This is a genomic window from Bacteroides sp. AF34-31BH (assembly GCF_003602795.1).
Taxonomy (GTDB): domain Bacteria; phylum Bacteroidota; class Bacteroidia; order Bacteroidales; family Bacteroidaceae; genus Bacteroides; species Bacteroides uniformis.
Map to the genome: position 1 here is coordinate 156,328 of NZ_QTLV01000004.1, position 26,300 is coordinate 182,627.

Here is a 26,300-nt window from a genome sequence, read left to right on the forward strand (position 1 = left end):
AGGGTACGAAAAGAAAAGTTGGACATCCAAACAGTGGTACAATTGGTACAGTGGGTACAGCGCCTCTTCTGCTTCACACACATGTGCTTATGTACATTACTTCATAACGCGTACATTATTTATATACATGCGTGTGTGAGATAGAAGAGACGCTGTACCACTGTACCAACTGTACCCATCAACCTCACCTTTACGCCGCTCAAGTTCACCTTTACGCGGCTAAACCTCACCTTTATTCACGTCATTTCACCTCTTCCAGATAAAGCACACGGCTTGAATAGTCGGTCTGTTTGTGGTAGTCCACCTTATGTGTGTAAGGAATCTCCAACCCGTTTGCCATCAGATAGGCACCGCTGAAAGTCTTTCCTTCATAGTTCAAGGGAACATTATCTATACGGTTCAGTTCATGCACCCGGTATTGCTTGTCGGCACAGAGCCCTGCCATCTTCACACGCGGCAGGTGCTGGTTACAGAAATGTTCCGTCTTCCACCAATAGAAGACTGCCTTGTCCTTCTCCGGAGCCACGTACATCAGAGAAGCCACACCTTGCTTGTCATAAGGAGAGAGCAGGCGGTAAATGTCTCCCAACTGTACTACGGGACGGATGGTCTTGTACTCGGCAATGGCATTCTTGCAAAGAGCCTTTTCTTCTTCCGTCATATTTTTGGGCTGAATTTCCATACCCAAACGACCACTCATGGCAACGTCTATCCGATATTTCAGAGGGATGGTGCGGAACGTCTGATGATTGGGGGCAGCACTGATATGCGATGCCATAGCGATGGCGGGGAAGAAATAGGAAGTTCCCCACTGCATATAGACACGTTGAAGGGCATCAGTATTGTCACTCACCCAGAATTCATCAAAGTAAGGCAGCACTCCGTAGTTGGCACGACCGCCGCCACTGGCACATGCCTGGATGGTAAGGTCGGGATATTTGGCACGGATGCGCTGGCAGATTTTCTCGAAGCCGCGGTGGAATTCGATGTACATGTGGCTCTGATTATCCTTCGTCAGATATTGCGAACCGTGGTTCTGGACAGACATATTGGCGTCCCACTTGATGTAATCTATTTCAGGATAAGAGGTCATCAGGTTGTCTACCACACCGAAAACGAAGTCCTGCACGGCAGGATTGGCAAGGTCAAGCACTACCTGCGTGCCGCCGCGTCCCAACACAACGTCACGTTCGGAAGCCTTAAGTACCCAGTCGGGATGCTTCTCGTAGAGTTCGCTGGTAGTGTTCGCCATCTCCGGCTCAATCCAGATGCCAAACTTGACGCCATGTTTCTTGGCATCACTCAGCAAGCCTTCAATGCCGTTCGGAAGCTTGTTCTTGTCCACCACCCAGTCGCCGAGTGATGAGCTGTCGTTCTTACGGGGATACTTGTCGCCAAACCAGCCATCGTCCATCACGAACAACTCGCCACCCATGGAGGCAATGTCCGCCATCATTTGGTCCATACCTTGCTGGTTGATGTCAAAGTACACGCCTTCCCAACTATTCAAAAGAATCTTGCGGGGGGTAGTGCCGTGCGCCAGTTTGTGCAGGCGTGCCCAGCGATGGAAGTTACGGCTGCCGCCACTCAAGCCTTCATTACTATAAGTCAGGGCAAGTTCGGGAGTGCGGAAAAGTTCGTCCTTCTTCAAGGAATAAGTAGAGTTCTCTTCGTTGATTCCGGCAAAGAAATGGTGGTATTCATCATCGTGCGTCTCAATGCGGAGCTTGTAGTTGCCGCTGTAACAGAGGGCTGCACCAATCACGTTGCCCGTGTTCTCCTGCGGACGGCCGTCAAGGGAGAACATCACTTCGGCATGGTCAGTATGGGAATTGCGCACACCGTCCTTATTCTTGATAACCTTCATGCCCGGAGTGAGAGGTTCCTGCGTCAAAACCCCTTCATTGGCCCAGGAGCCGGAGAGATGGGATAGCCATACATCGCCACGGCGGATGGGCAGATAGCCGGAAGCAAACTGATTGAGCACCACCAGCTTCTTCTCCTGATGGGAGATTTCAGTCCAGGATTCTATCACGTCGGCATCCTGCCAGGCACGGTAACAGACGTTGACGAAGAAGGGATACACCTTGTCCTTCAGCGCCACGACAGTCGTCACGGCATTCCCTTCCTTCTCGGTAGTCACATTCAGCACTTCGAGCTGGAGGGTCATGTTACCGTCGGCATGCTTCACAGCGAGGGCCGTCTCCACGGGAGTGTTCAATCCATATTCGGGATAGGCTGCATGGCTCGCTTCTGCCGCAGAGATATTCTGCAAGTCGGCTTCAGAAAGTCTGTTACCATAATACAAGTGTCTCAGTGTACCGCCTTCAGGAGCCGAAAGCACCAAAGAGGTTTTCGGAGTGGATACACATACGTTTTGAGCCAACAAACTGCCGGTCAGCAGCAGTACTCCAAAGAGGAAATTTGTTCGTTTCTTGAAATTCATGCTTTTCTTGTTTAGATTCTATATTCATTTAGCTGTGCGCAAATGTAGGCGTTTCCCCGAAGATAAAATAGTATCATTTTATCATATCCTTATACAAATTCTATTTCCGGCTGACAATTGTCCCCGTGGCCTGGTTGGCAGGCATCACCAGCACTTCCGCAATCTGGATATGTTCGGGGACGGCAGCGGCGAAATAGACCACTTCGGCTATATCGTCGCCGGTCAGCGGGCGTATACCTTTATATACATTATCGGCCGCCTCCCGGTTACCACGGAAACGGACGACGGAGAAATTGGTTTCCACCAACCCCGGCTTGATATTCGTTACGCGTACCGGGGTATCCACCAGGTCGATGCGGAGTCCGTCGGAAAGGGCCTTGACGGCAGCCTTGCAAGCACAGTACACACTGCCTCCCGGATAAGCGTAATCTCCGGCAATGGACCCCATATTGATAACATGACCACGGCCACGCTCCACCATACCGGGAACCACGAGGCGGGTCATGGCAAGCAAGGCTTTCACGTTAGTATCGATGACAATGTCCCATTCATCCAGATTGCCTTCATGTTCCTTGTCCACCCCAATGACGAGTCCGGCATTGTTCACCAGTATGTCTATCGCCTTCCATTCCTCCGGAAGGGATTCGAGGGCGGCACGGGCAGCCTGCCGGTCGCGGACATCGAAAGGAAGCAGATACACATCGGCTCCATATTTCTCCAACAATTCTTTCTTTACAGCATTCAGTTTCTCCACATTACGGCCATTGAGTATAAGCCGGTAACCGTTCATGGCAAATTTACGCGCGCAGCCTTCCCCTATTCCCGAGGAGGCTCCGGTGATGAGTACAATCTTCTTTTCCATCATGTTATTAAGTTTTAATATCAATACTGCCAACAAAGGTATTACTTATTATTTTAACTTCATAGGAATAATGAATTTTAGAGTAAGGCGAAAAATCCCGATAAATTATGTAACTTTGCACCCGCTTTTTTGAAAGCTTGAGAAACTGTTTTGATTTTATTTCAGCTTTCTTCTGAGATTTGTTTAATTCGTTTGGATAAAGTAAAAGACGCTTATGCAAAAGTCCGATTGCATCATCGGTGTGGAGCACGTATCGAAATTTTTCGGAGATAAGGCCGTGCTGAATGATGTGAATTTGTCTGTCCGTAAGGGCGAGTTTGTAACAATACTGGGACCGTCCGGCTGCGGAAAGACAACACTGTTGCGCCTCATTGCAGGCTTTCAGACAGCCTCGGAAGGAGTGATAACCATTGCCGGAAAGGACATCACGCAGACACCGCCGCACAAGCGTCCGGTGAACACCGTGTTCCAGAAGTACGCCCTCTTCCCCCACCTCAACGTGTTCAACAACATTGCTTTCGGGTTGAAGCTGAAGAAGCTGCCCGGTGCCACCATCGAGAAGAAGGTAAAGCAAGCCCTGCGCATGGTGGGCATGACGGACTATGAGGACCGCGACGTAGACTCCCTCTCCGGCGGGCAACAACAGCGCGTAGCCATTGCCCGAGCCATCGTCAACGAACCCGAAGTGCTGCTACTGGACGAACCCCTTGCCGCCCTGGACCTAAAAATGCGCAAGGACATGCAGATGGAGCTAAAGGAGATGCACCAGAAGCTGGGCATCACCTTCGTATATGTGACCCACGACCAGGAAGAGGCACTGACCTTGAGCGATACCATCGTCGTGATGAGCGAAGGACGCATCCAGCAAATAGGCGTGCCGACGGACATCTACAACGAACCCATCAACTCCTTCGTAGCAGACTTCATTGGTGAAAGCAACATCTTGAACGGAGTTATGATAAAGGATAAAGCCGTCACCTTCTGCGGACACGAATTTGAATGCGTGGACACGGGATTTGGCGAGCAGATGCAGGTAGACGTAGTGATTCGCCCCGAAGACATCTACATCTTCGATGTATCCGACGCCGCACAGCTGACGGGGACCGTAACCAGCTGCATCTTTAAAGGCGTACACTACGAAATGCTGGTGCAGACGCGCGAAGGCTACGAGCTGATGGTGCAGGACTACCATGCCTTCGAGGCAGGACGCGAAGTCGGCCTGCTGGTGAAACCCTTCGACATCCACGTGATGAAGAAGGAACGCACCTGCAACACCTTCGAGGGAAAGCTGGTGGACGAGACGCACGTAGACTTCCTGGGCTGTAACTTCGAGTGCCTCCCCGTGCAGGGCATCGAGCCGGGCAGCGCCGTGCAAGTGGAAGTAGACTTCCAGCACGTCATCCTCGAAGACAACGAAGAGGACGGCCGTCTGACGGGTGAAGTGAAATTCATCCTCTACAAAGGGAACCATTACCACCTGACCGTGTTTACGGACTGGGACGAAGACATCTTTGTCGACACCAACGACGTGTGGGACGACGGCGACCGCGTAGGTATCACCATCGCCCCTCAAAATATACGGATTGTTCAATCTCTTAATAAGGAAGGAAGTGCTCAATAAGTTATCCCATTTCTTCATGCGCCGGCGCAACTGGACGGTACCCTACGCGCTGTTTCTGCTTGTATTTGTCATAGTACCGCTGCTGCTCATCGTGCTCTATGCCTTTACGGACGACGGAGGGGCGTTTACGTTGGCCAACTTCCGCAAGTTCATGATGCACCCCGAAGCGATGAACACGTTTGTCTACTCCATCGGAATAGCCGTTATCACCACGCTGGTCTGCCTGCTGCTGGGCTATCCGGCAGCGTATATCCTGAGCCAGAAGCAATTCAACACCTCACGCACCATGGTGGTGCTGTTCATCCTCCCCATGTGGGTGAATATCTTGATACGTACGCTTGCCACAGTGGCGCTGTTCGACTTCCTGAACCTGCCGCTGGGCGAAGGTGCCCTTGTGTTCGGTATGGTCTACAACTTCCTGCCGTTCATGATATACCCCATTTACAACACCCTTCAGAAGATGGACCACAATCTGATTGAGGCTGCGCAGGACTTGGGAGCCTCTCCTACCCGCGTATTCGGCAAGGTGATTCTGCCGCTCTCCATGCCGGGAGTGATGAGCGGCATAGTGATGGTGTTTATGCCTACGGTTTCTACCTTTGCCATTGCCGAGTTGCTGACAATGAACAACATCAAACTGTTCGGCACCACGGTGCAAGAGAATATTTACAACGGAATGTGGAACTACGGTGCCGCCCTCTCGCTCATCATGCTGCTGCTGATAGGCATCACCATCCTCTTTACCAACGAGGAGGACGGGGCATCGAATGAAAGCGGAGGTGTGATATGATGACACGAATCTTAACCCGCGGCTACTTGTGGCTGCTGCTGGCGTTGCTCTACTCGCCCATCTTAATTATTATGATATTCTCCTTCACGGAGGCAAAGGTGCTGGGCAACTGGACGGGATTCTCCACCAAGCTGTACAGCTCCTTGTTTACGGGCGGGATGCACCACTCGCTGATGAATGCCATCTGGAACACATTCGCCATTGCCCTGCTTGCCGCCACCGCCAGTACGGCGCTGGGCAGCATTGCAGCCATCGGCATCTTCAATCTGCGCTCGCGCACACGGCAGGTAATGAACTTCGCCAATGCCATCCCGATGATGAATGCAGACATTATCACCGGTGTGTCGCTGTTCCTGCTGTTCGTCAGCTTCGGCATATCGCAAGGATTCACCACAGTGGTACTGGCACACATCACTTTCTGCACGCCCTACGTGGTGCTCAGCGTAATGCCCCGGCTCAAAAAGATGAACCAGAATGTCTACGAGGCGGCACTCGACCTGGGCGCCACACCGTTCCAAGCACTGCGCAAGGTTATTCTTCCGGAGATATTTCCGGGTATGATAAGCGGATTCATCCTTGCTTTCACGCTCTCCATCGACGACTTTGCCGTGACCATCTTCACCATCGGCAACCAAGGGCTGGAAACGCTCTCCACCTACATCTACGCCGATGCGCGCAAAGGTGGACTGACGCCGGAACTGCGGCCACTCTCCACCATCATCTTCGTGACGGTGCTGGTGCTGCTGATTGTAATCAACAAGCGGGCCGAACGGACGAAAAACGATTGATGTGAGTGATGAGTTATAAGTTATCAATTGTCAAGAACAAGATGATGAAAAGGATAATAAACATACTGATTCTACTGTGCTGTATCGCATCCCTCTCTTCTTGTGGAAACTCCACAGAAGAGCGCAGCCGTGTACTGAAGATATACAACTGGGCGGACTACATCGATGAAGATGTGCTTGCCGAATTTCCCGACTGGTACAAGCAGCAGACGGGCGAAGACCTCCGTATCATCTACCAGGTGTTCGATATCAACGAAATCATGCTCACCAAAATTGAGCGCGGGCACGAGGACTTCGACGTCGTATGCCCCTCGGAGTACATCATCGAACGCATGCTTCGCAAAGACCTCCTGCTACCCATCGACCGCAACTTCGGCCACACGCCGGACTACATCCCCAACGTGTCGCCCTACATTCGCCACGAGCTGAACAAGACCTCGCAACCGGAACGCCAGACCGAGGACTATGCCGTGCCCTACATGTGGGGCACCGCTGGTATCCTCTTCAACAAAAAGTTTATTACCGCCGAAGAGGCCGGCACATGGGACATCCTCTGGGACTCCAAAAACCGCGGCAAAATACTGATGAAGGACAGCTACCGCGATGCCTACGGTACCGCCATCATCTACGCCCACGCCCGGGAGCTGGCCGACAGCACCGTCACCGTAGAGCAACTGATGAACGACAACTCCCCGCAGGCCATCGCCCTGGCCGAGCAACGCCTCAAGGAGATGAAACCCAACATCGCCGGCTGGGAAGCCGACTTCGGCAAGGAAATGATGACCAAGAACAAGGCGTGGATTAACTTCACCTGGAGCGGCGACGCCGTCTGGGCCATCGAGGAGGCCGATGCCGTGGGTGTGGAACTGGACTACACCGTCCCCTGCGAAGGCAGCAACATCTGGTACGACGGCTGGGTAATCCCCCGCTACGCCCGCAACGTGAAGGCGGCAAGCTATTTCATCAACTACCTCTGCCAGCCTTCCGTGGCACTGCGCAACATGGATGCCATCGGCTACGTCAGCGCCGTAGCCACACCGGAAATCATGGAGGCCAAGACCGATACCACGCTCGACGTGCACTCCGACCTCAGCTACTTCTTCGGCCCCCTGCCCGGAGCCGACAGCCTGCAGATAGACCCGGTACAATATCCTGACCGCCGAGTAGTGGAACGCTGCGCCATGATACGCGACTTCGGCGACCGCACGGAACTAGTGCTCGAGATGTGGAGCCGCGTGAAAGGTGACAATCTCAACACAGGCATCGTGCTGCTCATCTTCGCCGTTTTCGGTCTGCTCTTCATCTGGCTGGTATATGCCAAGATACGAAAGTACAAGCAGAAACGCCGCCACCGTCTCCGCAGAAAGCGGAAAAGGGGATGAGCAACACATTGTTTACCTAAAAACCCGTCAACGTGCAAGGAACAAAGAATCTGACACAAGGCCCCATCAACCGCCAGCTTTTCACGCTGGCAATGCCCATCATGGCCACCTCGTTCATCCAGATGGCCTACAGCCTGACGGACATGGCATGGGTAGGGCGTCTGGGCAGTGAGTCCATGGCTGCAGTAGGTGCGGTAGGCATACTGACGTGGATGTCCGGCTCCATCGCCTTGCTCAATAAAGTGGGCGCCGAAGTCAGCGTAGGCCAGTCCATCGGTGCACGCAGCGAAGAGGACGCACGCAGCTTTGCCTCGCACAACATTACGATTGCCCTGCTCATCTCCGTCTGCTGGGGAGGCCTGCTCTTTCTTTTCGCCCGCCCCATCCTGAACATCTTCGAGCTGAAACAGCATATCACGGACGCCGCCGTGACTTATCTGCGCATCGTGTCGACGGGACTGCCTTTCATATTTCTCTCCGCTGCCTTTACGGGCATCTACAACGCGGCAGGACGAAGCAAGATTCCGTTCTACATCAGCGGGACGGGACTGATAATGAACATCGTCCTCGACCCTCTGTTCATCTTCGGCTTCGGTTGGGGAACAGTGGGCGCGGCACTTGCCACATGGCTTTCCGAAGCTACAGTATTCGGCATCTTCGTCTACAAACTCCGGGGGAAAAGCGCCGTGCTCGGAGGTTTCTCCTTTATCGTTCCGCTGAAAAAGAAGTACACCCGGCGCATCTTCAAGCTCGGGCTGCCCGTGGCTACGCTGAACACGCTATTTGCCTTCGTCAATATGTTCCTCTCGCGCACCGCCTCGGAGCAGGGAGGACACATCGGACTGATGGCATTCACCACCGGTGGACAAATCGAGGCCATCACCTGGAATACTTCGCAAGGATTCTCCACGGGGCTGAGCACGTTCATCGCCCAGAACTATGCCGCGGGGCAGAAGTCGCGCGTGAAGCAAGCATGGCGCACCACCATGTGGATGACGGGCGTATTCGGAAGCCTCTGCTCACTACTGTTCATCTTCTTCGGCAGCGAGGTGTTCTCTATCTTCGTACCCGAGGCCGAAGCCTACCGTGTGGGTGGAGATTTCCTCCGCATCGACGGCTATTCGCAAATGTTCATGATGATGGAAATTACCATGCAGGGCGTGTTCTACGGACTGGGACGGACAGTGCCGCCTGCCATTGTCAGCATCGGATGCAATTACATGCGTATTCCGGTGGCGTTATTGCTGGTGCACATGGGTATGGGAGTGGATGCCATCTGGTGGGCAGTAAGTGGAACGACCGTTGCCAAAGGTCTTATACTGACAGCCTGGTTCGTCCTCATCAAAAGGAAAATTCTCTAAAAAAGGACAGAACTGGCGAACTTTAGAAAGAAGAATATGGTTATTATATACATAAATTTGCAACATTAAAGATAAAGTCAACTTTTAAAGAAAAAGAGTTATGAAGAAGATGAAATTTACAGTATTACTTTTGTGCGGCGCATTGCTGCTGGGCAGTTGCGGCACAATGAACAACAAGGCCAAAGGTGGAATAATCGGCGGTGGCTCCGGTGCAGCAGCAGGTGCCATTATCGGCGGACTGATAGGTAAAGGCAAGGGGGCAGCCATTGGAGCTGCGGTAGGTGCTGCAGTAGGTACGGGTGCCGGCGTTGCCATCGGACACAAGATGGACAAGAAGGCTGCCGAAGCTGCCAAGATTGAAGGCGCCCAAGTGGAGCAGGTGACGGATGCCAACGGCTTGCCGGCTGTCAAAGTATCCTTTGCGGCAGGTATTCTTTTCGGCTTCAACTCCGCAGCACTGAGCAACGAGGCAAAGGCTTCCCTGCGCGAACTCGCACAGATTCTGAAGGAAGACCCGACAACCGATATCGCCATCATCGGCCATACCGACAAAGTGGGTACTTACGAAGCCAACATGAAAGTTTCCAAGAACCGCGCCTATGCCGTAGAGAACTATTTGCAGGATTGCGGCGTATCTCCGGCCCAGTTCAAGAAAGTGGAAGGCGTGGGATACAACGAATACGACGAAAGTCTGTCTGCCGACCAGAACCGACGCGTAGAGGTATATATGTATGCCAGCGAACAGATGATTAAGAATGCGGAGGCGAATAATTAATGTGCTAATGTGATTAATGTGCCAATGTGCTAATTGGCATATTGACACATTAATCACATTGGCATATTAGCACATTGGCATATTAGCACTCTCTCCATGAAACTCCCGAAGCCTTTGCGGTTCCTCCGCAACATGATATTATTCTTCTTTATTTCCACTATCCTGACGGTAGTGGTTTATCGTTTTGTACCCGTCTACATCACACCACTGATGGTTATCCGCAGCGTGCAGCAGGTCTTCAAGGGTGAAAGTCCGCGCTGGCACCACACATGGGTATCTCCCGACAAGATATCTCCTCATCTGCCGATGGCCGTCATTGCTTCGGAAGACAACCGGTTTGCCACACACAACGGGTTCGATTTCATCGAGATACAGAAAGCGATAAAGGAGAACGAAACAAGAAAACGGAAACGGGGCGCAAGCACCATCAGCCAGCAGACGGCAAAGAATGTATTCCTATGGCCCCAATCTTCCTGGGTACGCAAGGGGCTGGAGGTCTACTTCACCGTACTGATAGAATTCTTCTGGTCCAAAGAACGTATCATGGAGGTCTATCTTAACTCCATCGAAATGGGGAAAGGCATCTATGGTGCACAAGCCGCCGCCCAATACAAATTCAAGACCACCGCCGCCAAGCTCTCTGCCGGACAGTGCGCACTAATAGCGGCAACATTGCCCAATCCCATACGCTTCGACTCAGCACACCCCTCCCCTTACATAAAGAAAAGGCAAGGACAGATTCTACGATTGATGAAACTGGTACCCAAATTCCAGCTAAATGAGATGCGGACAAAAGAATAAGAAGAGGATGTATCAAAACAGTTAATAGCACACAGATGACACATCCTCCTTTAATTTTTAATTCTTAATTTTTAATTAATACGCGTGTCCTCCCTCTTCCATCTCCTTCGCATCAATCTTGCGATTGTCGATGCTGCGCCAAGCGTAGAAGATGTAGGCAAGAACGAAAGGAACAAGGATAGAGACATAAGCCATAACCTTCAGTGTGAACTGGCTCGAGCAACTGTTTGCCAACGTGAGTGAGCTTTGCAGGTCGTGGGTAGAAGGATAATAGGCCGTATTGTTATAGCCTGCCACAAGCAGCAGTGCCAATACCGTAAGCACCGTCCCTGCACCGGCAAACCAGATACCCTTGTCGAATGCCGGCTTCCACAGCGTGCGGATAATGCCCCAGAGCACAGCCACCACACCAACCAGGAATACAAGCAGCACTACCGGCATCTGCAGGAAGTTCGTCAGATACTTGTAAGGTTCCATGAACACCTCTCCCGTTTCCGGGCGTACAGCATAGCCGTCGGCAAGCAGCGTGCGGATGACGAAGGCCAGGAAGAATACCAGGAACAACGCCGTATTTCCCCAGAGTGCCCGGCGGCAGCGTTTCACCAAATCATCCTCATTGATATTATTAATAAAATAAAGCGCTCCCAAGATACGTGCCAGAAAGAACACAGCCAGCCCCAGCACCACATTCCACGGATTAAGCAGCGCATCCAACCCATGCCAGCCGTTAGCCCATTGACTGATAACCGGCATTGCCGCATCTGCGATATTCCCTTTATTGATATAGAAGTTAGACCCCGTGAAGAACGTAGCAACCGCCCCACCCAGCAATACCGGACCTACTACTCCGTTTATCACCAGGAATGTGCGATACGTTGTCTTGCCCAGCAGATTTCCCGCCTTCGACTGAAACTCGTAGCTGACAGCCTGCAACACAAAGCTGAACAGAATAATCATCCACAGCCAATAGGCCCCTCCGAAACTGGTACTATAGAACAACGGAAACGAAGCAAAGAACGCGCCTCCAAACGTGACGAGCGTTGTAAACGTGAACTCCCACTTCCGTCCCGTAGAATTAATCATCATCTTCTTCTGCTCCTCCGTCTTCCCCAGACAGAACAGAAGCGAATTACCTCCCTGCACGAACAGCAGGAATACCAGCAGTGCTCCCAGCAAGGAGACTACAAACCACCAATAGTGTTGAAGAAATATATAAGCATTCATTGTGAGTTATGAGTTATAAGTTATGAGTTATGTGACGGTGTGTGCGTTTCGGTTTCCGGACCTTTGCGAATGGCCTTCAGCATAATTCCCACCTCAGCAATCAGCATGACAGTGAAAAGTACCAGGAAGATAAAGAACGTGGTCTGCACGGAGCCTACATCCAGCTTAGAGATGGCGGCACTCGTGGGCAGCATATCTTGGATGGCCCACGGCTGGCGACCACACTCGGCAACCACCCATCCGGCTTGTCCAGCCAGATAGCCCAGCGGAATGGTGAGCATAGCCACCCAATGCATCCATGGCATCCGCGACAAGTCTTTCTTATAGGCCAGGAACAGCACCACAATAAAGAAGAGGATGAAGTATCCACCCAACATCACCATCACACGGAACATGTAGAACGTAAGGGACACATTGGGCACCAGCTCGTTCACGTCCTTGATATAACCGTAACCGAAATAGGCTACATTATCTTTCAACACTTTGGCAGCCACCTCTGCATCTGCCTCATTGCCCGCAGCCTTGGCTGCACGATAGGCGGCAAACGCACCGATAGCCGTTTTTCCTTTTTCTATTTTCTCCTCTGCCGAAAGCGCTACGGTACCATCGCTCAACGGATATCCGCCTTTCAGCAGGTCATTGATACCGGGAACAAAAGCATCCATCTTGCGCTCGGCAAGCAACGACAGCATCTTCGGAATTTCCACACGGAAAAGGAATGGGTCTACTCCGTCCTGCGGTGTCTGCTTGGCAGGATTCAGCAGCCCGAACGCTACCAATCCGGCACCTTGCCGCCCTTCATAATAGCCTTCCATAGCAGCCAGCTTCATCGGCTGCTTTTGCGCCACCTGATAGCCCGAGCCATCACCCGTCCAGGCAGAGAGCACAGCGGCACACAGACCTACCCATGCGGCAATCTTTACACTTGCCAGCGCAAATTTCTTCTCGCGCTTCTTCCACAGATACCAGCAGCTTACGCCTACTACAAACACGGCAGCCAGCACCCAGCCGGACAGCACGCTATGGAAGAACTTATTGACAGCCATCGGCGAAGTTGCCACAGCCCAGAAGTCCACCATCTCGTTGCGTGCCGTATCGGGATTGAACTCCATACCTACGGGATTCTGCATCCACGCATTGGCAACCAGAATCCACCAGGCAGAAATCGTGGCGCCCAGCCCCGTGAGCCAAGTAGATGCCAGGTGGAAACGCTTGCTCACCTTATCCCAGCCGAAGAACATGACGGCGATAAACGTTGCTTCCATAAAGAAAGCCAAAATACCCTCGATGGCAAGCGGCGCACCGAAGATGTCGCCCACAAACCAACTGTAATTACTCCAATTCGTACCGAATTCAAATTCCAGAATAATACCGGTTGCTACACCAATAGCAAAGTTGATACCGAAAATCTTCATCCAGAATTTGGCAGTACGTTTCCAAAATTCGTCACCCGTACGGTAGTACGCTGTCTCCATGATGCCCATAATTACCGCCAGTCCAAGTGTCAGCGGCACAAAAATCCAGTGATAGATGGCGGTCAAGGCAAATTGGGCTCTCGACCAGTCAATCAGGGAAGTGTCAATGTGTCCAAGCATAAGAATCAAGTTATGAGTTATAAGTTATGAGTTATTAAGTTTTTAAGTTATCGGGTAAGAACAGAGAGACACGGAGAATTTATAAGGGCAAGGAAATAAACTCTGTGTCTCCGTGTTTAGTCGCCCAGACTCCGATGGATAAGCTCATTACTGACATAGCCTTCCTTGTCATCGCCCACCACGGGGGTATTCAGAAACCGTGGGAAGAAGAAAAGGCGGAGAATGAAGAACATGATGAACAACTTCACAAGAATGATAAGCCACAAAGTACGCCCTAACGTCATACTTCGAAAACCTTCCAAATAAAAACGCCAAATGTTTACCGCAGTCTGTTTCATGCCGATAAAATTATAATGATTACAAATATAAAATACTTTTATATAAAGAACAAATAAAAAGGTGAAAAGTTGAACAGAAAAAAGACTTCTCCCATTCATCGGTACAAAAAAGATTTTAGGCGAGGAAAATTCACTCTACGTCTATCACTTTTGCAATCCTTTCTCCACCCCACTACATTTGCAAATGTAAAACCATAGAATAACGAAGATATGACGAACGTAAAAAGATTGACAGTGATAGCGCTATGTATGGCAAGCTGCATGGGAGTGGCCGCCCAAAACGGCACTTCCACGCAGATACCCGGCAGTTCCGAGCAGCCAGCCGACAGCCTGCCCGCCCAATGGGACTTGCAAGCGTGCATCGACTATGCCTTGCAGCAAAACATCACCATCCGCAAGAACCGCCTCAGTGCGGAAAGTGCCCAGGTAGATGTAAAGACCGCCCGAGCCGCTCTCTTCCCCAGCCTTTCGGCCAGTGTGAGCCAGCGTGTCGTGAATCGCCCGAAGAGCGAGACAAACACCATCATCGACGGCGACAACATCACCAGCAGCCAGAGCAAGACTTCCTATAACGGCAGCTACGGCATCGATGCCAACTGGACCCTCTACAACGGCGGGAAACGCCTCAACACCATCAAACAACAGCAACTGAACAACCGCATTGCCGAACTTAGCGTAGCACAGAGCGAGAACAGCATCGAAGAAAGTATCGCACAAACCTACGTACAGATACTCTACGCCGCCGAAGCCGTGAAAGTGAACGAATCGACCCTGGAAGTGAGCCAGGCCGAATGCGAACGTGCCCGCCAACTTCTCGAAGCAGGAAGCATAGCCAAAAGCGACCTGGCACAACTGGAAGCGCAAGTGAGTACCGACAAGTACCAGCTGGTGACAGCACAAGCCACCCTGCAAGACTACAAACTACAACTGAAACAACTCCTGGAACTGGACGGCGAATCCGAGATGAACCTCTACATCCCCACACTCGGCACGGAAAACGTACTGGCACCCCTGCCCACCAAAACGGACGTTTACCGTTCTGCCCTCGTGCTCCGTCCGGAAATAGAAGCCGGCAAACTGAATATACAGACATCCGACCTCGACATCAAAATTGCCCGCGCTGGCTATCTGCCTACGCTGAGCCTCAGCGCCGGCATCGGAACCAGCCATGCCAACGGCAATGACTTCACCTTCAGCGAGCAAGTCAAACAGAACTGGAACAACTCGCTGGGCTTCACCGTAAGCGTGCCTATCTTCAGCAACCGGCAGACCAAGAGTGCCGTAGAGAAAGCCAAGATTCAGAAGCAGACCAGCGAACTGGACCTGCTGGACGACCAAAAAACGCTGTATAAGACCATCGAAACCCTCTGGCTCGATGCCAACAGCGCCCAGCAGCGCTACGCCGCCGCTACAGAGAAACTGAAAAGTACGCAGACCAGCTATGAACTGATTCAAGAGCAGTTCAACCTGGGCATGAAGAATACCGTAGAACTGCTGACTGAGAAAAGCAATCTGCTCAGCGCACAGCAGGAGACACTGCAAGCCAAATACATGGCCATACTGAATATGCAGCTACTGAAGTTTTATCAAGGAGAAAAAATCGAATTATAATACCTTATATATATGAACAAAAAAAGAATCATCCTCATTGCCGTAGCTGCCGTAATCATAGTGGGCGGCGGCGTATGGCTCTTCGGTGGTGCCAAGGCCAAGCACAAGGTGACCTACGCCACAGCAACCATCCATAAAGGCGAGATTTCCGAATCCGTAACCGCCACGGGGACCATCGAACCGGTGACGGAAGTGGAAGTGGGTACCCAGGTGAGCGGTATCATCGACAAGATTCATGTAGACTACAATTCCGTAGTAACCAAAGGCCAACTCATTGCCGAGATGGACCGCGTGACACTGCAAAGCGAACTCGCTTCGCAACGCGCCGCCTACAACGGTGCAAAGGCCGAATACGAGTACCAGAAAAAACTCTACGAGCGCAACAAGACGCTGAACGAAAAGCAGCTCATCGCCGCCACGGACTATGAGCAGTCCGTCTATAACTACGAGAAGGCCAAGAGCAACTACGAAAGCAGCCAGGCATCACTGGCAAAGGCTGAACGCAACCTCTCCTACGCCACCATCACCTCTCCCATCGACGGTGTAGTCATCAGCCGCGACGTGGAAGCAGGACAGACCGTGGCTTCCGGCTTCGAGACACCGACACTGTTCACCATCGCTGCCGACCTGACGCAGATGCAGGTTGTGGCCGACGTGGACGAAGCGGACATAGGCGGTGTGGAAGAGGGACAGCGCGCCACGTTTACCGTAGACGCCTACCCGAATGACGTGTTCGAAGGAGTGGTCACACAAATTCGTCTGGGAGATGCCAGCTCAAGCAGCACGTCGAGTACCGGCACCAGCACGGTTGTGACCTACGAAGTAGTCATCTCCGCCCACAACCCGGACCTGAAACTGAAACCACGCCTGACAGCCAACGTCACCATCTTCACCCTCGACCGCAAAGACGTACTGTGCGCTCCTGCCCGTGCCCTGCGCTTCAACCCCGAAAAACCGCTTATCGGCGACAATGATATCGTGAAGGATTGCGAAGGGGAACATAAACTCTGGACCCGCGAAGGCAACACCTTTACCGCCCATCCGGTGAAGATAGGTATCTCCAACGGAGTCAACACGGAAATTATCAGCGGCATTAACGAAGGTACCGTAGTGGTGACCGAAGCCACCATCGGCAGTATGCCCGGCAGCGGCGCTCCGGACATGAGCCAGGAAGCTCCCGGAGGTGAGAAGAGTCCGTTCATGCCTGGCCCTCCGGGAAGTAAGAAGAAGAGCGGAAAATAATACAAAAAAAGAATTATGAATAAAGCAGTCATTGAACTTCAAAATATCAAACGCAACTTCCAGGTGGGGGACGAAACCGTGCATGCCCTGCGCGGCGTCTCGTTCACCATCCGTGAAGGCGAGTTTGTCACCATCATGGGTACATCGGGCTCCGGAAAGTCGACTTTGCTGAATACCCTCGGCTGCCTGGACACGCCCACCAGCGGCGAATACCTGCTGGACGGTATCTCCGTACGCACCATGAGCAAGCCTCAACGCGCCGTACTACGCAACCGTAAAATCGGCTTCGTATTCCAGAGTTACAACCTGCTGCCCAAAACCACTGCCGTGGAAAATGTGGAGCTACCGCTGATGTATAACTCCTCCGTCTCGGCTTCCGAAAGGCGGAGACGTGCCATCGAAGCCCTGCAAGCCGTGGGGCTGGGCGACCGACTGGAACATAAGTCCAATCAGATGTCCGGCGGTCAGATGCAACGCGTAGCCATCGCCCGTGCCTTGGTGAACAATCCCGCCGTTATCCTGGCAGACGAAGCTACGGGTAACCTGGACACCCGTACTTCTTTCGAGATTCTGGTACTGTTCCAAAAGCTGCATGCCGAAGGACGCACCATCATCTTCGTCACCCACAACCCCGAAATAGCCCAGTACAGCAGCCGCAACATCGTGCTGCGCGACGGACAAATCAAGGACGATACCATCAACACCCAAATCCAGAATGCAGCCGAAGCCCTGGCAGCATTGCCTAAGCAGGAGGAGGAATGAGGGATAAGGGATTAAGGATTAGGGATTAATTTTAAACTTTCCATTAAAACGATATGAACGGAACAAACCTTTTCAAAATAGCCTTGCGAGCCTTGAACAACAACAAGCTGCGCGCATTCCTCACCATGCTGGGCATCATCATCGGCGTGGCGTCCGTCATCACGATGCTTGCCATCGGACAAGGTTCGAAGAAAAGCATCCAGGCGCAAATCTCCGAGATGGGCTCCAACATGATTATGATTCACCCCGGTGCCGACATGCGCGGCGGTGTCCGCCAAGACCCCAGCGCCATGCAGACCTTGAAGCTGACCGACTACGAAGCCCTGCGCAACGAAACCAACTTTCTGGCTGCCGTCAGCCCCAATGTCTCCTCCAGCGGGCAGCTCATCGCGGGCAACAACAACTACCCCTCCTCCGTGAGCGGCGTGGGCACGGACTATCTCGAAATCCGGCAGCTCAGCGTGGAGAACGGCGAGATGTTTACCGAAGCCGACATACAGACCTCTGCCAAGGTGTGCGTCATCGGAAAGACCATCCAAGACAACCTCTTTCCCGGAGGAGAGGACCCTGTGGGACGTATCATCCGCTTCAACCAAGTGCCCTTCCGCGTGGTGGGCGTGCTGAAGTCCAAAGGCTACAACTCCATGGGCATGGACCAGGACGACGTAGTGCTTGCCCCTTACAGCACCGTGATGAAACGCCTGCTGGCACAGACCTACCTTAGCGGCATCTTCGCCTCCGCCCTCACCGAGGACATGACGGACAATGCCACCGACGAGATCACCGAGATACTGCGCCGCAACCACAAGCTGAAGGAGAGTGACGACGACGACTTCACCATTCGCAGCCAGCAGGAACTCAGCACCATGCTGAACTCCACCACCGACCTGATGACCACGCTGCTTGCCTGCATAGCCGGCATTTCGCTCGTAGTGGGCGGCATCGGCATTATGAACATCATGTACGTATCGGTGACGGAACGCACGCGCGAAATCGGCCTGCGCATGAGTGTAGGCGCCCGCGGTGTCGACATCTTGAGCCAGTTCCTCATCGAAGCCATTCTTATCAGCATCACCGGAGGCATTATCGGTGTCATCATCGGATGCGGAGCCAGCTTGATAGTGAAGGGCGTTGCCCACTGGCCCATCTTCATCCAGCCGTGGAGTGTATTCCTCTCCTTCGCCGTATGTACCGTCACCGGAGTGTTCTTCGGTTGGTATCCCGCCAAGAAAGCTGCGGACCTCGACCCGATAGAGGCCATACGCTACGAATAACCTTTTCTCCCTTGCCGGAAGTTAGCCAAATAGTTCTTAAGTATTAGGAAAAAAGTTTCCGGCAATAGGGAAAAAAGTTATGCGAAACTAAGAACAATCTCTATCCCAAGCCTTGGGATAGACATCCGCAAGCTTGGGATACATATCCGCAACCTGGAAACGCTTATCCGCAACCTGCGAACAGAGATTTGCTTCGCAGGCAGCGGATATTTCCAATATCCACCTAAAATCCGTATCTTTGTATCATGATGAAACAACAGCTCCCTAACCCACGCCGCCGCGGCATCGAAACCCTGATACACATCATTGTCTGGGGTATCGTCATCGGTTTCCCCTTTCTGATGATGACACGCAGCGGCTTCAATATCAGCCTTGCGGACTATCTGCGCCACGGTAGCAGCAGTACCCTCTCATTCTTCCTTGTATTCTACATCAACTACTGCCTCCTCATTCCCCGCTACTTGTTCGAGGGACGCATCCGGCAGTATCTCCTGCTGAACACACTGCTCATCATCTGCATTACCACCGGCGCCCACCTTTGGCAAGAATACACATTCCAAAACCATATGCGCGGCGATGATGACGGTCAGCACATGGGGCCTCCCAAATGGATATTCATCTTGCGCGACGTCTCGACCATGATTCTCACCGCCGGCCTCAGCGCTGCCATCAAGCTGAGCCGCCGCTGGGCGCAGATGGACGCCGCCCGCCGCGAAGCCGAGAAAAGCCGCACGGAAGCCGAGTTGAAGAACCTGCGCAACCAGCTCAACCCGCACTTCCTGCTCAATACGCTGAACAACATCTACGCCCTCATCGCCTTCGATGCCGACAAGGCACAGACTGCCGTGCAGGAACTGAGCCGACTGCTGCGCCATGTGCTGTATGACAATCAGCAGAACTTCGTCACCCTGGACAAGGAGATGGACTTCATCCGCAACTACATCGAACTGATGCGCATCCGTCTCTCCGCCAACGTCCGTGTGGAAACAAAGATAGACGTCCGACCGGACAGCCGTACGGAAATAGCTCCGCTCATCTTTATTTCCCTCATAGAGAATGCCTTCAAGCATGGCATCTCCCCCACTGAGCCCAGCTTTATCCGTATCCACTTCAGTGAAAGCCCCGGAGAGATACATTGCGAAATAACCAACAGCTATCATCCCAAAAGCGTGGCAGATAAAAGCGGAAGCGGCATCGGCTTGGAACAAGTGCGCAAGCGTCTGGAGCTGACCTATCCCGGTCATTACGACTGGCAGCAAGGAGTGAGTGAGGACATGAAAGAGTATAAATCTATTTTAATTATAAAGATATGAATCTGAAGTGCGCCATTGTAGACGACGAGCCCCTCGCCCTAGGGTTGCTGGAAAGCTACGTCAACAAGACCCCGTTTCTGGAGTTGGTCGGTAAATACTCCAGTGCCGTACAAGCCATCAAGGAGTTGCCCGAGAAGCACATCGACCTGCTTTTCCTCGACATCCAGATGCCCGAACTGAACGGACTGGAATTTTCGAAGATGGTCGATTCCGGCACCCGCATTGTCTTTACCACCGCCTTCGACCAGTATGCCATAGACGGCTACAAAGTCAATGCGCTGGACTACCTGCTGAAACCCATCTCCTACGTCGACTTTCTGCAGGCTGCCAACAAGGCTGTGCAATGGTTTGAATTGCTGCAACAGCCCAAGGAAGAGATTCAGAGCATCTTCGTAAAAAGCGAGTATAAGCTGGTGCAAATCGAATTGAGTAAAATTCTGTACATAGAGGGGCTGAAAGACTATCTCAAAATCTACGAGGAGGATTCTCCCAAGCCTATCCTGTCTCTCATGAGCATGAAGGCAATGGAGGAACTTCTGCCTGCCTCGCGTTTCATGCGCGTCCACCGTTCCTACATTGTTCAGAAGAATAAAATACGTATTATAGACCGTGGCCGCATCGTGTTCGGAAAGAATTACATCCCGATAAGTGACAGCTATAAACAAGCTTTTCAAGAATTTTTAGACCAAAGAAGCTAAAAAAATCGACTAATCCGTCGATAAAATCGGAAAAAACGTCGATTTATTATAGAATCCTTTTGCATATTAAAATATGTTTTTTTATCTTTGCACCGAACAGATAGGAGTTGTGAAACTCCCCCAATAGAATAGTTTAGTTAAGTCTAGTTTAGTTTTTGTGTGAAGCACTTCCTCCGTAAGCGAACGTTGGAAGTGCTTTTTACATATCAACACTATTTAATCCACAAGCAGAAAAATTATCAAAGCAAATTTAAAAAACTATATATAACTACATATCAAACACCAACATAACATTCATTTTCTTATCTTTAATACAGAAACAAGTGGGCACGCATGTTTTATGATTTTACTAATCACATCTGTATAATGTTAGTTTCGCGACAACCATTATACGGTAATAATCTTGTAAATTATGGAAATCAAGAAAACATCCAAAGCAAGCCTGGAAAACAAGAAGTCAAGTTGGCTACTTGTAGGTTATGTAATTGTGCTGGTCTTCATGTTCGTTGCATTTGAATGGTCGAAGCGTGATGTTAGGATTGACATGAGCGGTGCTATTACCGAGAACGTATTTGAGCAGGAAATTGAAATTCCTATCACGGAGCAACCCGAATTAGTAGCTCCACCACCCCCTCAAGCTCCTGCAATTGCCGAGGTATTGACAATTGTGGATGATAATGACAATGTGAAAGAAACAGCCATTGCCTCTTCCGAAGAAATCGGTGAAGCTGTAATCATCAAACCCATATCTCCAACCGTAGATGAAGAGATTCCGGTAGAGGATGAGATTTTTGAAGTTGTAGAGAAGAATCCCGAGTTTTCTTATAATGGCATGAGTCTGATGCAATATCTGGGTAAGAGTATAAAATACCCGACTATTGCACAAGAGACCGGAACCCAGGGGCGCGTAATAGTACAATTCGTTGTCAACAAAGACGGCAGCATCGTAGATGTAAAAGTAGTAAGAGGCGTAGATCCCTATCTGGACAAAGAAGCTATCCGTGTGATTTCCACCATGCCCAAATGGAAACCCGGTGAGCAACGAGGCAAACCGGTCCGTTGTAAATTCACAGTTCCCGTAATGTTTAAATTACAATAGCAGACATGCCAGTGTCCACTTTCCACTTGTCTTCATAAGGTAATCTCCAATATCCGAGGGTGTGTCGAAACAGGTATTCACCACAGATTACACAGATTTGCACAGATAAGTATCTTTGACTATCAGTAGATTAAGCTCATTCTGTGTTAATCCGTGTAATCTGTGGTGAATTTTGACACACCCCCATTTTTTTAAGTATCAACACAGCCATTTCCTTCTTCCATATTTTTCTTTCCGCAGAAAAACAAAAACATTCAGCCCTCTCAGACTGTTACATAGAAAAACAATATATCACTCCTGATAAAACCACACGATAATGAAATCACAACTCTTTGACATCAGAAGAGAATATAAGAAAGGCAGGCTGACACCGGGTAACCTCAACGACAATCCCTTTGAGCAATTCGACCATTGGCTGAACGATGCTATCCATAGTGATGAGTACGAGCCCACCGCCATGACGGTAGCTACAGTCTCGACAGACGGGCATCCTTCTACACGCACAGTGTTGCTGAAAGGGGTGGAAAATGGCCGTTTCATCTTCTTCACCAACTACGAAAGCAGAAAAGGCCGGCAACTGACTGCAAATCCGTATATATCCTTATCTTTCGTATGGCACAAACTGGAAAGGCAAATACACATTGAAGGAAAAGCTGAAAGATGCGCTCCTGCCGATTCTGACGCCTATTTTGCAAGCAGGCCTTACAAAAGTAAAATCGGGGCGAGGATTTCACCCCAAAGTCACGTCATCGGCAGCCGTATGGAGATAATGCGCGCGTTCGTCCGCGAAGCGGCAACATGGATAGGGCAAAGTATCAAACGTCCCGACAACTGGGGAGGTTTTGCCGTCACCCCTTTCCGTTTTGAATTCTGGCAAGGACGGGAAAGCAGGCTACACGACCGTTTCCTCTATTCCCAACAAGCGGATGGCAGCTGGAAAAAGGAGAGGCTGGCTCCCTAAATACGGACAGGCAAACACTTCTCATCACAAATAAATCTTAAAAGGAGGAACAAAGCCACAGAAACGCTGTTTGAAGGGGAAACTCTAAAAACAACAGTTATGAATTACGGTATCAGTATTCTTTTCAGGGCTATACCCTTGTTGATGGCCCTTTTCTGTTTCGGCTACGGAGCCTTTGTGCTCCACGAAGGACTGGATTCGGCAAAATTTGTGGCCGGTCCGGTAGTATTTTCCTTAGGGATGATTTGCATTGCCTTGTTCGCCACAGCGGCAACAATCATTAGACAAATTATTCATACCTACAATCCGATAGCCAGATACGCACTTCCGGTTATTGGTTACCTGGCAGCCGTACTCACAGTAATCTATGGTTGGAATTATATGCACGAAGCTGCCACGGCAAGCAATTTCGTGGCAGGACACGTGATTTGCGGAGTCGGTTTCATCACAGCTTGTGTAGCTACCACAGCCACAGCCTCCACCCGCTTCACCCTCATTCCCGCCAACTCGGAACGTACCGACCAGCTACAACCTGCCGATGCATTCAATTCCTCCCAGGGATATATCCTGATAGCAGTTGCCACCCTTATGGCAGTAATGGCATGGATATGGGCCTTCTGGCTATTGTCAAAAAGCAGCGAGCACAATGCATATTATGTAGCAGGCCATGTCATGGCAGGACTTGCTTGTATCTGTTCCAGCTTGGTGGCGCTGGTTGCAACCATCGTCCGCCAGATACGCAACAACTATACAAAGGCTGAACGGAAACAATGGCCGGCCCTTGTTTTGATAATGGGCAGCATCAGCATTCTCTGGGGACTTCTGGTCTTGGCCAACAGCAATCCGGCACTCTCCTCCACAGGATATATTATGATAGGCCTGGGACTGGTATGCTACAGCATTTCCAGCAAAGTCATACTACTTGCCGCCATCTGGCGGAACACTTTCAAGCTGGCCAACCGCATCCCGCTGATTCCGGTCTTCACGGCCCTGGCTTGTCTGTTTCTCTCCGCCTTTCTGTTTGAGATGGCAAGCCTGCACAATGCCTATTTTGTCCCTGCACGCGTACTGGCAGGTTTGGGAGGCATCTGCTTTACATTATTCTCCATCGTAAGCATTCTGGAGAGCGGTACATCTAAGTAGACATTTTCCCGCCATTGGCCTGAGCATCGAGGAACAATTCCACACGCTCGGCATGGTGGGCCACATAAGCTGCCGGACCGGTATCCCCGGAATCAAGAATATCGCGGACCACATCCGCCTTATTCTTGCCGGTAATAAAGAAAATAAGATTCTTCGCAGCAAACAAAAGGCAGCCGGTCATGGCTATGCGTTTCTGCCCATTATAGGGATTGACACTCACCTCATAAGGATGAAAGGAAGAAAGCAGATATTCCTGCCCCGGAAAGATAGAGGAGGTATGCCCGTCGTCTCCAGCACCGAGCAAAACGACATCGAAGGCCGGGAAGCCACCCCAAAGCGGAACCGTGCGGCAAACCAGCGTCGAATAGTTCTTTGCTTCAATCTCCGGGCGGTTCACTCCATAAATAGGATAAACGTATTCATCGGGCATGCCTACTTCATCCAACAGCAAACGGCGCATGGTACCATAATTGCTCTCATAATCCTCTGCCGGCACACACCGTTCATCCACCCAATAAATCCGCATCCGCATCCAAGGAGTCACCTCCTTGTACTCGTTGGCCCAAATGTCAAACATCAGCGAAGGAGTACTTCCCCCACTGAATGCAAAATAAAAGGTCTTTTCCGGCTCACGCTCCATCATCGCAATCAAATGTTCAATCAACGCATGTGCCGTAGCTGTAGCCGAATGGTAAACATAACTTTTCATAACTCGCAATATTCATCTGTATTAGTCAAATTCTTACACGGATTAGTCCACTCAGCACCATGTTCGTGCATCATCGCTTCACTTTCCAAAGGTCCCCACGTACCTACGGGATACCCATATAAAGGAGCATCCGTATGCTCTTTCCAATAACGCAACACGGGATCGAAAAAGCGCCATGAAGCCTCTACCGCGTCGCTGCGGGTAAAGAGTGTAGGGTCACCTTGTATGCAGTCCTCTATCAGACGGGCATAGGCATCGCCGGTAGGCAACCCGCCCAACTGGTCATAACTGAAGTCCATCATCACCTGCTTCACGTCAAATCCCGGTCCGGGAGTCTTCATGCCGAATTTCAGCACAATACCTTCATTGGGTTGCAGGCGGAGAATCAGCTTATTCGCGCGGGGACAATGTCCACCCTCGCAACGGAACATCTGATGGGGCGTCTCACGGAAATGTACAACAATCTCAGTCACCTTTGTCGGCATTTGTTTGCCGGTACGGATATAGAAAGGAACACCCTTCCACCGCCAGTTGTTAATACCGATTTTCATGGCAATATACGTTTCGGTACGCGAATCAGGTGCCACGTTCTTCTCTTCCCTATACCCGGCTTTCGAGCCCGAAGCCGTATATTGTCCGCGGACAATGTGTTCCTCCAAATCCTCCTCTGTCAAGGGGGCCAATGACTCATAGACCTTCACCACCTCGTTGCGGAAATTATCGGCATTGAAAACGGCAGGCGGTTCCAATGCAGTGAGCGCCACAAGCTGTATGAGGTGGTTTTGTACCATATCGCGCAGGGCTCCGGCACCTTCATAGAATCCGCCACGTCCTTCGATACCCAGATTCTCTACGGCTGTAATCTCCACATAGTCTATATAATTACGGTTCCATAGCGGTTCGAAGATTCCGTTGGCAAAACGGAAGGCGAGAATGTTCTGCGCCGTTTCCTTACCCAGAAAATGGTCGATGCGGTAAATCTGATGCTCCTTGAAAACGGAAGCATAAATACTATTCAGCTTTCTGGCTGACTCCAAATCGTAACCGAACGGCTTTTCAACGATGATACGCGTATCAAGACGGTTCAGACCGGCCGCCTTCAAGTGCAAGGGAATGACACCGTACAAGGAAGGTGGAGTAGCCAGATAGAACAGCAGGTTGTCCGGTTTCTGCTCACCGGTAAACTCTTGTAAACGTCCGTCCAGCAGATGATAGCCTTCAACCTCGGCGGGATCCAATGTCTGGTAATGCAGATGGCTGCAAAAATCCTTCATTTTATCTTCCAGCTGCTCTTTGGAAGCTACGAACTTACCCAATTCACCCATTATATATTCTTGGTAACGGGCATCCGTATACTCGGTGCGTCCTATCCCCAGAATGGAGAATCCTTCCGGCAACCGCCCGCCACTATATAAAGTATAGAGCGCCGGCATCAGTTTGCGCTTCGTCAAGTCACCCGAAGCGCCGAATATAACAATCACTAATTTATTCATCATCTTCTCCCC

At 51.1% G+C, this 26,300-nt stretch carries 23 protein-coding genes; 16 read left to right on the plus strand and 7 right to left on the minus strand.

Annotation, left to right across the window (positions count from 1 at the left end):
- Positions 1-241: 241 nt before the first annotated feature.
- Positions 242-2,446 carry an alpha-galactosidase gene (locus DWZ67_RS08685; RefSeq protein ID WP_120138611.1) on the minus strand — a complete coding sequence of 735 codons (2,205 nt, stop codon included), beginning with the start codon at positions 2,444-2,446 and terminating at the stop codon, positions 242-244.
- 100 nt (positions 2,447-2,546) lie between these two features.
- Complete coding sequence (locus DWZ67_RS08690; RefSeq protein WP_016273500.1) at positions 2,547-3,308, minus strand: SDR family oxidoreductase; 762 nt, start codon at positions 3,306-3,308, stop codon at positions 2,547-2,549.
- Positions 3,309-3,522: 214 nt separating this feature from the next.
- On the opposite strand from DWZ67_RS08690, the gene potA reads away from it, so the two are divergent.
- From potA to mtgA, 7 genes are all read left to right on the plus strand, one after another.
- A complete protein-coding gene (gene potA / locus DWZ67_RS08695; RefSeq protein WP_005828085.1) occupies positions 3,523-4,929 on the plus strand; it encodes a polyamine ABC transporter ATP-binding protein in 1,407 nt (468 codons plus the stop codon).
- 16 nt (positions 4,930-4,945) lie between these two features.
- Complete coding sequence (locus DWZ67_RS08700; RefSeq protein ID WP_005828083.1) at positions 4,946-5,719, plus strand: ABC transporter permease; 774 nt, start codon at positions 4,946-4,948, stop codon at positions 5,717-5,719.
- Positions 5,716-6,507 (plus strand): ABC transporter permease, encoded by a 792-nt coding sequence (locus DWZ67_RS08705; RefSeq protein WP_005828082.1) that lies wholly within the window; start codon positions 5,716-5,718, stop codon positions 6,505-6,507. Before DWZ67_RS08700 ends, DWZ67_RS08705 begins: the two co-directional genes overlap by 4 nt.
- A gap of 44 nt (positions 6,508-6,551) precedes the next feature.
- Positions 6,552-7,889: an ABC transporter substrate-binding protein gene (locus tag DWZ67_RS08710; protein WP_171028991.1), complete on the plus strand. Its 1,338-nt coding sequence runs from the start codon at positions 6,552-6,554 to the stop codon at positions 7,887-7,889.
- A 32-nt stretch (positions 7,890-7,921) separates the two neighbouring features.
- Positions 7,922-9,250: an MATE family efflux transporter gene (locus tag DWZ67_RS08715; protein WP_005828079.1), complete on the plus strand. Its 1,329-nt coding sequence runs from the start codon at positions 7,922-7,924 to the stop codon at positions 9,248-9,250.
- A gap of 100 nt (positions 9,251-9,350) precedes the next feature.
- Positions 9,351-10,025 carry an OmpA family protein gene (locus tag DWZ67_RS08720; protein WP_035448184.1) on the plus strand — a complete coding sequence of 225 codons (675 nt, stop codon included), beginning with the start codon at positions 9,351-9,353 and terminating at the stop codon, positions 10,023-10,025.
- A 96-nt stretch (positions 10,026-10,121) separates the two neighbouring features.
- Positions 10,122-10,826 carry a monofunctional biosynthetic peptidoglycan transglycosylase gene (gene mtgA / locus DWZ67_RS08725; protein ID WP_120138613.1) on the plus strand — a complete coding sequence of 235 codons (705 nt, stop codon included), beginning with the start codon at positions 10,122-10,124 and terminating at the stop codon, positions 10,824-10,826.
- A gap of 75 nt (positions 10,827-10,901) precedes the next feature.
- Here the strand turns inward: mtgA and DWZ67_RS08730 are convergent, their stop codons facing one another.
- From DWZ67_RS08730 to DWZ67_RS08740, 3 genes are all read right to left on the minus strand, one after another.
- A complete protein-coding gene (locus DWZ67_RS08730) occupies positions 10,902-12,050 on the minus strand; it encodes a cytochrome d ubiquinol oxidase subunit II (protein ID WP_005828073.1) in 1,149 nt (382 codons plus the stop codon).
- Positions 12,051-12,070: 20 nt separating this feature from the next.
- On the minus strand, positions 12,071-13,645 hold the full coding sequence (locus DWZ67_RS08735) for a cytochrome ubiquinol oxidase subunit I (RefSeq protein ID WP_005828071.1): 1,575 nt from the start codon (positions 13,643-13,645) through the stop codon (positions 12,071-12,073).
- A gap of 116 nt (positions 13,646-13,761) precedes the next feature.
- Entirely contained in the window at positions 13,762-13,983 is a 222-nt protein-coding gene (locus DWZ67_RS08740) for a DUF4492 domain-containing protein (RefSeq protein WP_005836288.1), read from the minus strand.
- A 210-nt stretch (positions 13,984-14,193) separates the two neighbouring features.
- On the opposite strand from DWZ67_RS08740, the gene DWZ67_RS08745 reads away from it, so the two are divergent.
- The 9 genes from DWZ67_RS08745 (at position 14,194) to DWZ67_RS08785 (ending at position 24,086) form a co-directional block, all read left to right on the plus strand.
- Entirely contained in the window at positions 14,194-15,594 is a 1,401-nt protein-coding gene (locus DWZ67_RS08745) for a TolC family protein (protein WP_057088295.1), read from the plus strand.
- A 12-nt stretch (positions 15,595-15,606) separates the two neighbouring features.
- Positions 15,607-16,836 (plus strand): efflux RND transporter periplasmic adaptor subunit, encoded by a 1,230-nt coding sequence (locus DWZ67_RS08750; protein ID WP_057097954.1) that lies wholly within the window; start codon positions 15,607-15,609, stop codon positions 16,834-16,836.
- 15 nt (positions 16,837-16,851) lie between these two features.
- Positions 16,852-17,598: an ABC transporter ATP-binding protein gene (locus DWZ67_RS08755; RefSeq protein ID WP_005828066.1), complete on the plus strand. Its 747-nt coding sequence runs from the start codon at positions 16,852-16,854 to the stop codon at positions 17,596-17,598.
- 53 nt (positions 17,599-17,651) lie between these two features.
- A complete protein-coding gene (locus tag DWZ67_RS08760) occupies positions 17,652-18,872 on the plus strand; it encodes an ABC transporter permease (RefSeq protein ID WP_005828065.1) in 1,221 nt (406 codons plus the stop codon).
- A gap of 245 nt (positions 18,873-19,117) precedes the next feature.
- Complete coding sequence (locus DWZ67_RS08765) at positions 19,118-20,185, plus strand: sensor histidine kinase (RefSeq protein ID WP_005836278.1); 1,068 nt, start codon at positions 19,118-19,120, stop codon at positions 20,183-20,185.
- Positions 20,182-20,883, plus strand: a complete 702-nt coding sequence (locus tag DWZ67_RS08770; RefSeq protein ID WP_005836276.1) for a LytR/AlgR family response regulator transcription factor — start codon at positions 20,182-20,184, stop codon at positions 20,881-20,883. The genes DWZ67_RS08765 and DWZ67_RS08770 overlap by 4 nt, the downstream gene beginning before the upstream one ends.
- A gap of 412 nt (positions 20,884-21,295) precedes the next feature.
- Positions 21,296-21,982 carry an energy transducer TonB gene (locus DWZ67_RS08775; RefSeq protein WP_005828058.1) on the plus strand — a complete coding sequence of 229 codons (687 nt, stop codon included), beginning with the start codon at positions 21,296-21,298 and terminating at the stop codon, positions 21,980-21,982.
- 316 nt (positions 21,983-22,298) lie between these two features.
- Positions 22,299-22,943, plus strand: a complete 645-nt coding sequence (gene pdxH, locus DWZ67_RS08780; RefSeq protein ID WP_005828057.1) for a pyridoxamine 5'-phosphate oxidase — start codon at positions 22,299-22,301, stop codon at positions 22,941-22,943.
- A gap of 99 nt (positions 22,944-23,042) precedes the next feature.
- Positions 23,043-24,086, plus strand: a complete 1,044-nt coding sequence (locus DWZ67_RS08785) for a DUF2776 family protein (RefSeq protein ID WP_119979722.1) — start codon at positions 23,043-23,045, stop codon at positions 24,084-24,086.
- Here the strand turns inward: DWZ67_RS08785 and pgl are convergent.
- Positions 24,079-24,795, minus strand: a complete 717-nt coding sequence (gene pgl, locus DWZ67_RS08790; RefSeq protein WP_005836269.1) for a 6-phosphogluconolactonase — start codon at positions 24,793-24,795, stop codon at positions 24,079-24,081. The genes DWZ67_RS08785 and pgl overlap by 8 nt on opposite strands.
- Entirely contained in the window at positions 24,792-26,288 is a 1,497-nt protein-coding gene (gene zwf / locus DWZ67_RS08795; protein WP_120138692.1) for a glucose-6-phosphate dehydrogenase, read from the minus strand. The genes pgl and zwf overlap by 4 nt, the downstream gene beginning before the upstream one ends.
- Between the last annotated feature and the right edge of the window lie 12 nt (positions 26,289-26,300).

Excerpts from the sequence above, each read along its gene's own strand:
- DWZ67_RS08685 (WP_120138611.1), bottom strand. The coding sequence starts at position 2,446 with ATGAATTTCAAGAAACGAACAAATTTCCTCTTTGGAGTACTGCTGCTG.
- DWZ67_RS08690 (WP_016273500.1), bottom strand. The coding sequence starts at position 3,308 with ATGGAAAAGAAGATTGTACTCATCACCGGAGCCTCCTCGGGAATAGGG.
- potA (WP_005828085.1), top strand. The coding sequence starts at position 3,523 with ATGCAAAAGTCCGATTGCATCATCGGTGTGGAGCACGTATCGAAATTT.
- DWZ67_RS08700 (WP_005828083.1), top strand. The coding sequence starts at position 4,946 with ATGCGCCGGCGCAACTGGACGGTACCCTACGCGCTGTTTCTGCTTGTA.
- DWZ67_RS08705 (WP_005828082.1), top strand. The coding sequence starts at position 5,716 with ATGATGACACGAATCTTAACCCGCGGCTACTTGTGGCTGCTGCTGGCG.
- DWZ67_RS08710 (WP_171028991.1), top strand. The coding sequence starts at position 6,552 with ATGAAAAGGATAATAAACATACTGATTCTACTGTGCTGTATCGCATCC.
- DWZ67_RS08720 (WP_035448184.1), top strand. The coding sequence starts at position 9,351 with ATGAAGAAGATGAAATTTACAGTATTACTTTTGTGCGGCGCATTGCTG.
- mtgA (WP_120138613.1), top strand. The coding sequence starts at position 10,122 with ATGAAACTCCCGAAGCCTTTGCGGTTCCTCCGCAACATGATATTATTC.
- DWZ67_RS08730 (WP_005828073.1), bottom strand. The coding sequence starts at position 12,050 with ATGAATGCTTATATATTTCTTCAACACTATTGGTGGTTTGTAGTCTCC.
- DWZ67_RS08735 (WP_005828071.1), bottom strand. The coding sequence starts at position 13,645 with ATGCTTGGACACATTGACACTTCCCTGATTGACTGGTCGAGAGCCCAA.
- DWZ67_RS08740 (WP_005836288.1), bottom strand. The coding sequence starts at position 13,983 with ATGAAACAGACTGCGGTAAACATTTGGCGTTTTTATTTGGAAGGTTTT.
- DWZ67_RS08745 (WP_057088295.1), top strand. The coding sequence starts at position 14,194 with ATGACGAACGTAAAAAGATTGACAGTGATAGCGCTATGTATGGCAAGC.
- DWZ67_RS08750 (WP_057097954.1), top strand. The coding sequence starts at position 15,607 with ATGAACAAAAAAAGAATCATCCTCATTGCCGTAGCTGCCGTAATCATA.
- DWZ67_RS08755 (WP_005828066.1), top strand. The coding sequence starts at position 16,852 with ATGAATAAAGCAGTCATTGAACTTCAAAATATCAAACGCAACTTCCAG.
- DWZ67_RS08760 (WP_005828065.1), top strand. The coding sequence starts at position 17,652 with ATGAACGGAACAAACCTTTTCAAAATAGCCTTGCGAGCCTTGAACAAC.
- DWZ67_RS08765 (WP_005836278.1), top strand. The coding sequence starts at position 19,118 with ATGATGAAACAACAGCTCCCTAACCCACGCCGCCGCGGCATCGAAACC.
- DWZ67_RS08770 (WP_005836276.1), top strand. The coding sequence starts at position 20,182 with ATGAATCTGAAGTGCGCCATTGTAGACGACGAGCCCCTCGCCCTAGGG.
- DWZ67_RS08775 (WP_005828058.1), top strand. The coding sequence starts at position 21,296 with ATGGAAATCAAGAAAACATCCAAAGCAAGCCTGGAAAACAAGAAGTCA.
- pdxH (WP_005828057.1), top strand. The coding sequence starts at position 22,299 with ATGAAATCACAACTCTTTGACATCAGAAGAGAATATAAGAAAGGCAGG.
- DWZ67_RS08785 (WP_119979722.1), top strand. The coding sequence starts at position 23,043 with ATGAATTACGGTATCAGTATTCTTTTCAGGGCTATACCCTTGTTGATG.
- pgl (WP_005836269.1), bottom strand. The coding sequence starts at position 24,795 with ATGAAAAGTTATGTTTACCATTCGGCTACAGCTACGGCACATGCGTTG.
- zwf (WP_120138692.1), bottom strand. The coding sequence starts at position 26,288 with ATGAATAAATTAGTGATTGTTATATTCGGCGCTTCGGGTGACTTGACG.